Origin of the sequence: Mesobacillus sp. AQ2, from assembly GCF_030122805.1 — a bacterium.
Lineage (GTDB): Bacteria > Bacillota > Bacilli > Bacillales > Cytobacillaceae > Mesobacillus > Mesobacillus oceanisediminis_A.
On record NZ_CP126080.1, the window covers coordinates 1 to 12,500 of the forward strand.

The following is a 12,500-nucleotide window of genomic DNA, read 5'->3' on the forward strand; positions in this document are numbered from 1 at the left end:
TTGGAGAATATTGCAGATCTCTGGAATAATGCTCTCGCTAAAATCGAGAAAAAGATCAGTAAGCCCAGTTTTGATACATGGCTAAAATCAACCAAAGCACATTCGCTCCAGGGTGATGTCCTTACGATTACAGCACCGAACGAGTTTGCCCGCGATTGGCTGGAAGAGCGCTATTCCCAGCTCATCAGCGGCATTTTGTATGAAATTACTGGTGAAGAGCTTGCTGTTAAATTCATCATTCCCCAAAACCAGAATCAAGAAGATCTTGATATTCCCTTGCCGCCCAGAAGGGTCAAGAAGGAAGAAGACACGCCCGATTTGCCAGTCAGCATGCTGAATCCAAAGTATACATTCGATACTTTTGTCATTGGATCAGGCAATCGTTTCGCCCACGCGGCGTCGCTTGCAGTAGCTGAAGCGCCGGCAAAAGCCTATAACCCTTTATTCATCTACGGGGGCGTAGGACTTGGTAAAACTCACTTGATGCATGCAATTGGGCACTATGTCCAGGATCATAATCCGAATGCGAAAGTGGTTTATTTGTCATCTGAAAAATTCACAAATGAATTTATTAATTCAATCAGGGACAACAAAGCAGGAGATTTCCGCGATAAATATCGTAATGTTGATGTACTGCTTATTGATGATATTCAGTTCCTGGCGGGGAAAGAACAAACGCAAGAAGAATTTTTCCATACATTCAATACTTTGCATGAAGAAAGCAAGCAGATTGTCATCTCCAGTGACCGTCCGCCAAAAGAAATTCCGACTCTTGAGGACAGGCTGAGATCCCGTTTCGAATGGGGTTTGATCACTGATATTACGCCGCCTGACTTGGAAACAAGAATCGCGATCCTGCGCAAAAAAGCGAAAGCAGAAGGATTGGATATTCCTAATGAGGTCATGCTTTATATCGCGAACCAGATCGACTCCAACATCCGTGAACTTGAGGGAGCCTTGATCCGTGTGGTCGCGTACTCTTCACTCATCAATAAGGATATCAATGCAGACCTGGCTGCCGAGGCATTGAAGGATATTATTCCGAGCTCGAAGCCAAAGGTGATTACAATCCTGGATATCCAAAGAGTCGTTGGGCAGCATTTCAATGTTAAGCTCGAGGATTTCAAAGCGAAGAAACGGACAAAATCCGTCGCTTATCCAAGGCAAATCGCCATGTACTTATCAAGGGAGCTGACAGATTTCTCTCTTCCAAAGATCGGGGAAGAATTCGGAGGACGTGACCATACAACCGTCATCCATGCTCATGAGAAAATTTCTAAAATGATTTCAACTGATACAAATCTGCAAAGGCAGTTAAAAGATATAAATGAACAATTAAGGGTTTAGGATAATGTGAATAACTCGTCATTGGTTACGCACAGTCTGTCCACATGTGGATAGGCTGTCTTTCCTTTGATCAAATCACTTATCCACAAATCCACAGGCCCTACTAGTACTTCTATTACTTTTTAAAACATATTAATATATGCATTTAAGAAAAAAATATTCCAAAACGGAGGCCAAAAAATGAGATTTATTATCCAGCGCGATTTTCTGCTGCAAAGCGTCCAGGACGTCATGAAGGCAGTAACAAGCAGAACGACAATCCCTATTTTGACTGGTATCAAGATTGTTGCAAATGAAGAGGGAGTAACTCTTACAGGCAGCGATTCCGATATTTCCATTGAATCTTTCATTCCTAAAGAAGAAGCAGGGGATGAAATCGTTGAAATCAAACAGCCAGGATCCATTGTTCTGCAGGCGCGTTTCTTTAGTGAGATCGTTAAAAAGCTTCCGACAGACACAGTGGAAATCGAAGTCCATAATAATCTGCAGACGATCATCCGTTCTGGAAAATCCGAATTCAACCTTAATGGCCTTGATGCAGAAGAATATCCACACCTTCCGCAAATTTCGGAAGAGCATGTATTCAAGATTCCGACAGACTTATTAAAAGGGCTGATCCGCCAGACTGTCTTTTCAGTGTCCACCTCAGAAACACGCCCGATCTTGACAGGTGTAAACTGGAAGGTCGAAAACAATGAACTGATCTGTATTGCAACAGACAGCCACAGACTGGCATTGCGAAAGGCAAGGCTAGAGGCTGACAATACCGAGAACTACAATGTGGTCATTCCAGGAAAAAGCTTGACTGAGTTGAGCAAAATCCTCGATGACAGCTCTGATTCAGTCGATATCGTCATTACCGAAAACCAGGTTTTATTCAAAGCCAAGCATCTGTTATTCTTCTCAAGATTGCTTGAAGGAAACTATCCTGACACAGGACGGCTGATTCCGACTGAAAGCAAAACAGATGTTGTCGTGAATACAAAAGAATTCCTGCATGCTATTGATCGTGCTTCATTGCTCGCTAGAGAGGGACGAAACAATGTCGTCAAGTTTTCCACAATCGAAGGCGGAGCCATCGAAGTTTCTTCCAACACACCAGAAATCGGTACTGTTGTCGAAGAAATCCAGAGCCAGTCTATCGATGGTGAAGAACTGAAAATCTCTTTCAGCGCCAAATATATGATGGACGCCTTAAAAGCACTAGAGGGAACAGAAATCCAGATCAGCTTCACAGGCGCGATGAGACCATTCGTCATCCGTCCGCTTCATGATGATTCCATCCTGCAGCTGATCCTGCCTGTAAGAACTTACTAATTCCATAACGCCACCAGTTTTATTGCTGGTGGTTTTTTTTATATATGAAAAATAGACTTTATTTTAGACAAAAATGATATTTAGCACCTGTTGATTGCAGTGGAAGGCGCGAAGACTCCTCGAAATTGCTAACGCATTTCCTTCGTGCGTGGGCCGGTTCAAGGAAGCCAAGTCAATGTCCTGCGGGATCAGCTGGATAGGAGAGACCTAGGTGAAATGATTCACGTGAGGAATCATTTGCACCCCGCAGACGCCAAAGGCGGCGAGGAGGCTCAGCGCCAGTTAGGAAGAATTGCCTTTTGAAAAAGCCGGCAGTTGGACTTTTTCATTATTCTTCCAGCAGAAAGCGAAGCGCCTGGAACGAAAATCAAAAGGCCAAGGTTACAGGCAAAAAATAAGAAAATTTGTTTCTATGGAAAATATTTAGTAAAATAAAGTATTAAGTCCTTTTGGAAGAAAAGGGTGAGAATCGTGAATGAGGAAATAAAAATCGATACCGAATACATTACGCTTGGCCAGTTCCTTAAATTAGCCGATGTGATTCAATCCGGCGGAATGGCAAAGTGGTTTTTAAGTGAACACGATGTTTTTATCAATGGTGAACAAGATCAGCGAAGAGGAAGAAAGCTTCGTTCCGGAGACCAGGTTGCAATACCTGGATTTGGCGAGTTCGTCATAATGCAATAATCCAGAGGATGAACTGTTCATGTATATAGAGGAACTGCAATTAAGGAATTACCGCAATTACCAGGGGCTCGAGGCGACATTTGAAAATAAGGTGAATGTCATCCTTGGCGAAAATGCCCAGGGGAAAACAAATGTCATGGAATCCATCTATGTGCTTGCAATGGCAAAATCACATCGGACCTCAAATGATAAAGATTTGATTCGCTGGGACGAGGAATATGCTAAAATAGAGGGACGGATTAAAAAAACAAACGGATCGCTGCCCATGCAGCTTGTCATTTCCAAAAAAGGCAAAAAGGCAAAAGTCAACCATCTGGAGCAGCGCAAGCTAAGCCAGTATGTTGGCAACATGAATGTCGTCATGTTTGCACCAGAGGACCTGAACCTTGTAAAAGGTAGCCCTCAGGTAAGAAGACGATTTGTCGATATGGAAATAGGACAGGTATCGGCAGTCTATTTGCATGACATCAGCCAGTACAATAAAATCCTCCAGCAACGGAATCATTATCTCAAGCAGCTGCAGATCAAAAAAGCGACAGACCAGACGATGCTTGATATCCTGACTGAACAATTTATCCAGGCGGCCGCGAGGATCATTCTTAAGCGGTTTGAGTTCCTGAATTTGCTCGAACAATGGGCATTGCCCATCCATCAGGGAATTTCAAGAGGGCTGGAAGACCTGAAAATCATCTATAAACCCTCTGCAGAGGTATCAGAAGGTGATGATTTGTCGAAAATGATAGCAGTGTATGAAGAAAAATTTGCTAAAATAAAGACAAGAGAGATTGACCGGGGAACGACGATGTTCGGTCCGCACCGGGACGATCTGCAATTTTTCGTCAACGGCCGGGATGTCCAGACTTTCGGATCCCAGGGACAGCAGCGGACGACTGCGCTTTCGGTGAAACTGGCTGAAATCGAATTGATCAATGCGGAGATCGGTGAGTATCCAATCCTCCTGCTTGATGATGTCCTGTCTGAGCTGGATGATTATCGCCAATCCCATTTATTGAATACCATCCAGGGGAAAGTTCAAACCTTTGTCACCACCACCAGTGTGGATGGGATTGACCATCAGACATTAAGGGAAGCGGCCACATATAACGTGAAGACCGGCGAAATGTCAAGAATCCAATGAGGTGGACACGATGTATTTGCATGTTGGTGAAGAGGTCCTTGTCAGGACGAAAGATATCATAGCGATATTAGACATGGAAAGCGCCAGTTCTTCTCCTTTCATGGAGGAATTCATCGAGCGGCAGGACAGGGAGATTGTCCAGCTGGCCAAAGGGTCGGCCAAATCAATCGTCGTAACAGGCAATCATATATATTATTCCCCACTGGCATCAGGGACTTTGAAGAAACGCTCACAAAAATTATCCGTTCAGGAGTTTTAATAGATCGGCTTATCCGCAAAAAATGTCGAAAAACACGATGTGTGCGGAAATGCCCACTTGAAATGATTGTAGCTGGGAAATTTTCAGTAAATCCGCTGTTTTATTTTACAGAACCGATTTAGAAAAAAGATGAGTGAAATTGAAAGTGTAGGTGATCGATATGGCAATGGAGGAACAACAATCCATGCAGGGACAAGCGTATGATGAAAACCAGATACAAGTGCTCGAAGGCCTGGAAGCGGTACGCAAACGTCCAGGGATGTATATCGGATCAACGAGTGGAAAAGGTCTGCACCATCTTGTATGGGAAATCGTTGATAATAGTATAGACGAAGCTCTTGCAGGCTACTGTGATGAAATAAACGTCATAATCGAAGAAGATAACAGTATCACTGTAAAGGATAATGGCCGCGGAATCCCTGTCGGTATCCACGAGAAAATGGGACGTCCTGCGGTTGAGGTCATCATGACAGTCCTTCACGCCGGCGGTAAATTCGGCGGCGGAGGCTATAAGGTATCCGGAGGACTCCACGGCGTTGGTGCATCTGTTGTCAATGCCCTGTCTACGTATCTGGAAGTATTTGTCCACCGTGATGGCAAAGTCCATTACCAAAAATTCGAACGAGGTGCTGTCGGTGATCCGTTGAAGATCATTGACGAAACGGACCATACGGGAACAACTGTCCACTTTAAGCCTGACCCGGAAATATTCACTGAAACATTGGAATATGACTATGATACGCTAGCAAACCGCCTGCGCGAGCTTGCCTTCCTGAACAGGGCAATCAAGATTACGATTGAGGATAAGCGCGGCGAAGGCAAAAAGAATGAGTATTACTACGAAGGCGGAATTAAATCGTATGTTGAGCATTTAAACCGCACGCGGGAAGTACTCCATGAAGATCCAATCTATATTGAGGGTGAAAAGGAAGGCATCACTGTCGAGGTCGCTCTCCAATATAACGACAGCTACACTGGCAACATCTATTCTTTCGCGAATAATATCCACACGTATGAAGGTGGAACGCATGAATCAGGCTTTAAGACAGCTTTGACTCGTGTCATCAATGACTATGCCCGTAAGCATGGCATCTTCAAGGAAAGTGACTCCAATCTTTCCGGAGATGATGTTCGTGAAGGCCTGACGGCAATCGTGTCAGTCAAGCACCCTGACCCTCAGTTCGAAGGCCAGACGAAAACAAAACTTGGTAATTCGGAAGTCCGTACGGTAACAGACACGCTGTTTTCCGACCACTTCGAAAAATTCATGCTTGAAAACCCGAATGTCGCAAGGAAGATTGTCGACAAAGGCTTAATGGCAGCAAGAGCCAGACTCGCTGCGAAAAAGGCGCGTGAACTGACCAGAAGAAAGAGTGCGCTCGAAATTTCAAGTTTGCCGGGCAAACTGGCTGACTGTTCTTCAAAGGATCCGTCAATCAGTGAAATATATGTCGTAGAGGGTGACTCTGCGGGTGGTTCCGCCAAGCAGGGCCGTGACCGCCACTTCCAGGCAATCCTGCCATTGCGCGGGAAAATCCTGAACGTTGAAAAGTCACGTCTGGATAAAATCCTATCGAATAACGAGGTAAGAGCAATTATTACGGCAATCGGAACAGGAATCGGCGAAGATTTCGACCTTTCCAAAGCACGTTACCAAAAAATTGTCATCATGACTGATGCCGATGTGGATGGCGCTCATATCCGTACTTTATTATTGACGTTCTTCTACAGATATATGAGAAAAATTCTTGAAGCTGGTTACATTTATATTGCCCAGCCGCCATTATATAAAATCCAGCAAGGCAAAAAAATCGAATATGCTTACAACGACAAGCAGCTCGATCAGATCCTTGCTGAGCTTCCGCAGCAGCCAAAACCAGGCATCCAGCGTTACAAAGGTCTTGGCGAGATGAATCCAGAACAGCTTTGGGAGACGACAATGAACCCTGAGACAAGGACATTGCTCCAGGTAAGCCTTGAGGACGCAATTGAGTCGGATGAAACCTTCGAAATCCTCATGGGTGACAAGGTAGAGCCACGACGCAATTTCATCGAGCAGAATGCACTTTATGTAAAGAACCTGGATATTTAATAAGGCTCTTTTTGAAAAGTACGATTCTTTTTCCAGGATAGAAGGTACGTCCTCTATCCTGATTTTTCTTGAAAAAGGCTGCATTGAACCGGGCTGCTAAGCCCCTGTCTTCTTATGGAATAATGATATGTAATTTGATTACTAGATTAGTGATTGGCATTCGCGCTAAACCTAAGCGCCTGTGCTTTTCGTCTAAAGGAGGTTTCTCTTAAATGGCTGAGACACCAAACTCTCGTGTGAAAGAGATTAATATTAGCCAGGAAATGCGTTCATCCTTCCTGGATTATGCCATGAGTGTAATCGTAGCTCGTGCGCTTCCGGATGTCCGTGACGGCTTAAAGCCCGTACATAGAAGGATTCTATATGCAATGCATGATCTCGGCATGCATTCAGACAAGGCCTATAAAAAATCGGCGAGGATCGTCGGTGAAGTAATTGGTAAGTATCATCCGCATGGTGACTCTGCTGTATACGACACAATGGTCCGTATGGCGCAGGATTTCAACTATCGCTATATGTTAGTCGATGGACATGGCAACTTTGGATCTGTCGATGGCGATGCTGCAGCGGCGATGCGTTACACAGAAGCGCGTATGTCCAAAATTTCGATGGAGCTTTTGCGTGACATCAATAAAGATACAATCGACTATCAGGACAACTATGACGGTTCTGAAAGAGAACCGATTGTCATGCCTTCAAGGTTCCCTAACCTGCTTGTTAACGGTACTTCCGGTATCGCGGTCGGCATGGCAACTAACATTCCGCCGCATCAGCTTGGCGAGGTTATTGATGGCGTATTGGCCATCAGTAAAGACCCTGACATGACCATCATGGAATTGATGGAAATCATCACAGGGCCTGACTTCCCGACAGCAGGACTGATCTTAGGGCGCAGCGGCATCCGTAAAGCTTATGAGACTGGTCGCGGTTCGATTACCCTGCGAGCGAAGGTTGAAATCGAACAGAAATCAAATGGCAAGGAAGTCATTATCGTCAGGGAACTTCCATACCAGGTCAATAAAGCCAAGCTGATTGAGAAAATCGCTGAATTAGTCCGCGACAAGAGGCTTGACGGCATCACAGACTTACGGGATGAATCTGACCGTAAGGGTATGAGGATTGTAATTGAAGTTCGCAAGGATGCGAATGCCAATGTCCTTTTAAATAACCTTTATAAACAAACTGCCTTGCAGACAAGCTTTGGTATCAACCTTCTTGCTTTAGTCGATGGACAGCCGAAGGTTCTTAACCTGAAGCAATGTCTGACATACTATCTTGACCACCAGGTAGTCGTCATTCGACGTCGCACGGAGTTTGAACTCAGGAAGGCAGAAGCCCGTGCCCACATTCTCGAAGGGTTGCGAATCGCACTTGATAATCTTGATGCGGTCATCAGCCTGATCAGAAGCTCACGCACGACAGATATCGCAAGAGAAGGATTGATGACACAGTTCAATCTATCCGAAAAGCAAGCACAGGCCATTCTTGATATGCGTCTGCAGAGGCTTACAGGCCTGGAACGCGAAAAGATCGAAGAAGAGTTCCAGAACCTTATGCAGCTGATCGCAGAATTGAAAGCAATTCTTGCTGACAATGAAAAGGTACTTGAAATCATTCGTGAAGAGCTTCTTGAAATCAAAGAGCGCTTCAATGATGAGCGCCGCACGGAGATTGTCTCAGGCGGTCTTGAAATGATCGAGGATGAGGATCTGATTCCTCGTGAAAATATTGTTATCACCCTTACCCATAACGGCTACGTAAAGCGCCTGCCAGTATCGACATACAGGGCACAGCGCCGCGGCGGCCGCGGTATCCAGGGGATGGGTACGAATGAAGATGATTTCGTTGAACACTTAATCACGACCTCCACTCACGATACAATTCTTTTCTTTACAAACAAAGGAAAGGTATATCGTTCGAAGGGTTACGAAATCCCTGAATTCAGCCGTACAGCGAAGGGAATTCCAATCATCAACCTATTGGAGATCGAGAAAGGTGAATGGGTTAATGCCATCATTCCTGTGTCCGAATTTGTCGATGACTGGTTCCTGTTCTTCACAACCAAAGAAGGAATTTCAAAACGTTCACCGCTTTCATCATTTGCGAATATCCGCAACAATGGACTGATTGCCCTTAACCTGCGCGAAGGCGATGAATTGATTTCCGTTCGTCTGACAGATGGAAGCAAGGAAATGATCATCGGCACAAAAGATGGCTTACTGATCCGCTTCCCTGAAACAGACGTCCGCTCTATGGGCCGTACAGCCACCGGGGTAAAAGGAATCACCCTGTCTGAAGGTGACGAAGTTGTCGGCATGGAAGTCCTTGAAGAAAGTGCCGAAATCCTTGTTGTAACCAAGAACGGTTACGGCAAGAGGACACCTTCCGAAGAATACAGAAGGCAAGGACGCGGCGGTAAAGGAATCAAGACATGCAATATCACCGATAAGAATGGTGACCTTGTCACGATGAAGGTTGTGACAGGTGAAGAAGACCTGATGCTGATCACAACAGGGGGCGTGCTGATCCGAATTCCTGTAAGCTCGATTTCCATGACAGGCCGTAATACACAAGGTGTTAAACTCATCAGTCTGAACAAAGCAGAAAATGAGTATGTTGCGACAGTCGCGAAGGTCGACAAGGAAGAAGATAAGCCGGAAGAACTGGAAGAGGATGAGAATGCAGAAGCAATCGTCGACCCAGAAGAGGTTGGCAGTGAAGAAGCAGAATCAGCCGAAACACCAAACGAATCAGAAGAAGAATAAACTTTTTAAGAGGAACACAAAAATGTGTTCCTCTTTTTTGGTAAAATAAAGTAAAATAATTGTAAGAAAATTAAAATTCCGGAGTGGATAGCCTTGCGCGTATTAGTAGACAACCTAAAAGAGGGCTGTATCCTTACTGAAGATGTTCTAAGTAAAACGAATAGACCCATCATGAGCAAGAAAACAGTCTTATCAGAGCATCTAATCGATATTCTGAAAGTCTTTCTGGTCAAGGAAGTAGAAGTAGAGAAAACGCTGGTGAATGGTTTGCCATGCACAGCCCCTTCGACTGGAAAAGATAAGAATCTTTCATTGAAATCCGACAGGACCGAACGTACTTTTGTTGAGTTGTTTTTACAGGCCAAGCAGGAGTTCAAGAAAGAATTCATTTCCTGGCAATCAGGAATGCAGATTGATATTGCCAAACTAAGGTCGATCATTGTCCCGCTAATTGAGCAAACTGACATGAGTTCGTCGGATATATTCAACCTTCATCATTATTCTACCAAGACTGAATATCTCTATGACCATCCATTGGCGGTAGGGGTTATCAGTGCTTTCATCGCAAAAAAATTAAATTACAGCAAAGGGGAAGTGACCCAAATTGCGCTTGCTGGATGTCTTTCTGATTGCGGCATGGCAAAAATCAGCCCGAGCATCCTCAACAAAAATACAACTTTAACGGTTGAGGAATTCGAGGAAATCAAAAAACATCCAACATTTAGCTACCAGATGGTCAGGAACAGCCCATTGCTGAAGGATGCTACGAAGATTGCCATTCTTCATCATCATGAAAGAATGGACGGAAGCGGCTATCCATTTGGCGAAAAGGCAAGCAGGATCCATCCATTTGCAAAAATCCTTGCGGTGGCCGATTCATTCCACGCAATGACCTCCGAAAGGATCTACAAACCAAAGCACTCGCCATTCAAAGTGCTGGAAATGATCAATGAGGAGTTATTCGGAGAGTTTGATATAACGGCATTGAAGGCATTAAGTTCAGCGATTATGAATTATTCCGTAGGCACCAAAATCCGTCTATCGGATGGCCAGGGTGCAGAAATCATTTTTGTAGAGGAAAAGAATCCGGCAAGGCCGTTGGTGAAATTGCTGGAGTCGGATCAGATCCTTGCTCTGGAGAAGAACAGATACTTGCATATCGAGGAAATCATCCAATAAGAGCTGGCTGTGTATGCCAGCTTTTTTATTTTCAGAGATGCTGTGAAGATATAAACAATATGTTGAAAAATAGCTATGAAGAGAATTATTGAACAAAAATGAGAAACTGTATAAAAGGTATTGCTTTATAGTTATATGACTGATATAATCTTCAAAGTCAGTAGCGAAACAACAACTTCAATTAAATAGTTTTTGAAAAAAGTTATTGACTTATACAGCAAGAAAATGTTATATTAATAAAGTCGCTTACGGGCGACGAGGTAACAAATTGCTCTTTGAAAACTAAACAAACAAGCGTCAACAAACAATAAATTATCATGCTTCTATTAATAGAAGACATGAGCCAACGTTTTAACTTATGAGCTAACTCATAACTCTTTCTTGGAGAGTTTGATCCTGGCTCAGGACGAACGCTGGCGGCGTGCCTAATACATGCAAGTCGAGCGGATCTTCATTAGCTTGCTTTTGAAGATCAGCGGCGGACGGGTGAGTAACACGTGGGCAACCTGCCTGTAAGACTGGGATAACTTCGGGAAACCGGAGCTAATACCGGATAATCCTTTCCCTCACATGAGGGAAAGCTGAAAGACGGTTTCGGCTGTCACTTACAGATGGGCCCGCGGCGCATTAGCTAGTTGGTGAGGTAACGGCTCACCAAGGCAACGATGCGTAGCCGACCTGAGAGGGTGATCGGCCACACTGGGACTGAGACACGGCCCAGACTCCTACGGGAGGCAGCAGTAGGGAATCTTCCGCAATGGACGAAAGTCTGACGGAGCAACGCCGCGTGAACGATGAAGGCTTTCGGGTCGTAAAGTTCTGTTGTCAGGGAAGAACAAGTACCGGAGTAACTGCCGGTACCTTGACGGTACCTGACCAGAAAGCCACGGCTAACTACGTGCCAGCAGCCGCGGTAATACGTAGGTGGCAAGCGTTGTCCGGAATTATTGGGCGTAAAGCGCGCGCAGGCGGTTCCTTAAGTCTGATGTGAAAGCCCCCGGCTCAACCGGGGAGGGTCATTGGAAACTGGGGAACTTGAGTGCAGAAGAGGAGAGCGGAATTCCACGTGTAGCGGTGAAATGCGTAGAGATGTGGAGGAACACCAGTGGCGAAGGCGGCTCTCTGGTCTGTAACTGACGCTGAGGCGCGAAAGCGTGGGGAGCGAACAGGATTAGATACCCTGGTAGTCCACGCCGTAAACGATGAGTGCTAAGTGTTAGAGGGTTTCCGCCCTTTAGTGCTGCAGCAAACGCATTAAGCACTCCGCCTGGGGAGTACGGCCGCAAGGCTGAAACTCAAAGGAATTGACGGGGGCCCGCACAAGCGGTGGAGCATGTGGTTTAATTCGAAGCAACGCGAAGAACCTTACCAGGTCTTGACATCCTCTGACAACCCTAGAGATAGGGCGTTCCCCTTCGGGGGACAGAGTGACAGGTGGTGCATGGTTGTCGTCAGCTCGTGTCGTGAGATGTTGGGTTAAGTCCCGCAACGAGCGCAACCCTTGATCTTAGTTGCCAGCATTCAGTTGGGCACTCTAAGGTGACTGCCGGTGACAAACCGGAGGAAGGTGGGGATGACGTCAAATCATCATGCCCCTTATGACCTGGGCTACACACGTGCTACAATGGATGGAACAAAGGGTCGCGAAGCCGCGAGGTGAAGCCAATCCCATAAATCCATTCTCAGTTCGGATTGCAGGCTGCAACTCGCCTGCAT

8 protein-coding genes and 1 rRNA gene (1 of these 9 running past the window's edge) are annotated in these 12,500 nt (G+C 45.3%); all 9 read left to right on the forward strand.

The window, feature by feature from the left end:
* Positions 1-1,347: a chromosomal replication initiator protein DnaA gene (gene dnaA / locus QNH36_RS00005; protein ID WP_144479454.1), complete on the forward strand. Its 1,347-nt coding sequence runs from the start codon at positions 1-3 to the stop codon at positions 1,345-1,347.
* 180 nt (positions 1,348-1,527) lie between these two features.
* Positions 1,528-2,664, forward strand: coding sequence for a DNA polymerase III subunit beta (gene dnaN, locus QNH36_RS00010; protein WP_144479456.1), 1,137 nt, complete (start codon positions 1,528-1,530; stop codon positions 2,662-2,664).
* A 471-nt stretch (positions 2,665-3,135) separates the two neighbouring features.
* Positions 3,136-3,351 carry a S4 domain-containing protein YaaA gene (gene yaaA / locus QNH36_RS00015; RefSeq protein ID WP_144479458.1) on the forward strand — a complete coding sequence of 72 codons (216 nt, stop codon included), beginning with the start codon at positions 3,136-3,138 and terminating at the stop codon, positions 3,349-3,351.
* Between the two features lie 19 nt (positions 3,352-3,370).
* Complete coding sequence (gene recF, locus QNH36_RS00020; RefSeq protein WP_144479460.1) at positions 3,371-4,489, forward strand: DNA replication/repair protein RecF; 1,119 nt, start codon at positions 3,371-3,373, stop codon at positions 4,487-4,489.
* 10 nt (positions 4,490-4,499) lie between these two features.
* Positions 4,500-4,748 (forward strand): extracellular matrix regulator RemB, encoded by a 249-nt coding sequence (gene remB / locus QNH36_RS00025; RefSeq protein ID WP_283904433.1) that lies wholly within the window; start codon positions 4,500-4,502, stop codon positions 4,746-4,748.
* Between the two features lie 160 nt (positions 4,749-4,908).
* Positions 4,909-6,840, forward strand: a complete 1,932-nt coding sequence (gene gyrB / locus QNH36_RS00030) for a DNA topoisomerase (ATP-hydrolyzing) subunit B (RefSeq protein ID WP_481825297.1) — start codon at positions 4,909-4,911, stop codon at positions 6,838-6,840.
* 212 nt (positions 6,841-7,052) lie between these two features.
* On the forward strand, positions 7,053-9,605 hold the full coding sequence (gene gyrA / locus QNH36_RS00035) for a DNA gyrase subunit A (protein WP_283904434.1): 2,553 nt from the start codon (positions 7,053-7,055) through the stop codon (positions 9,603-9,605).
* A 93-nt stretch (positions 9,606-9,698) separates the two neighbouring features.
* On the forward strand, positions 9,699-10,784 hold the full coding sequence (locus QNH36_RS00040) for an HD-GYP domain-containing protein (RefSeq protein WP_283904435.1): 1,086 nt from the start codon (positions 9,699-9,701) through the stop codon (positions 10,782-10,784).
* Positions 10,785-11,162: 378 nt separating this feature from the next.
* Positions 11,163-12,500 (forward strand): 16S ribosomal RNA (locus QNH36_RS00045); it runs 212 nt beyond the window's last position.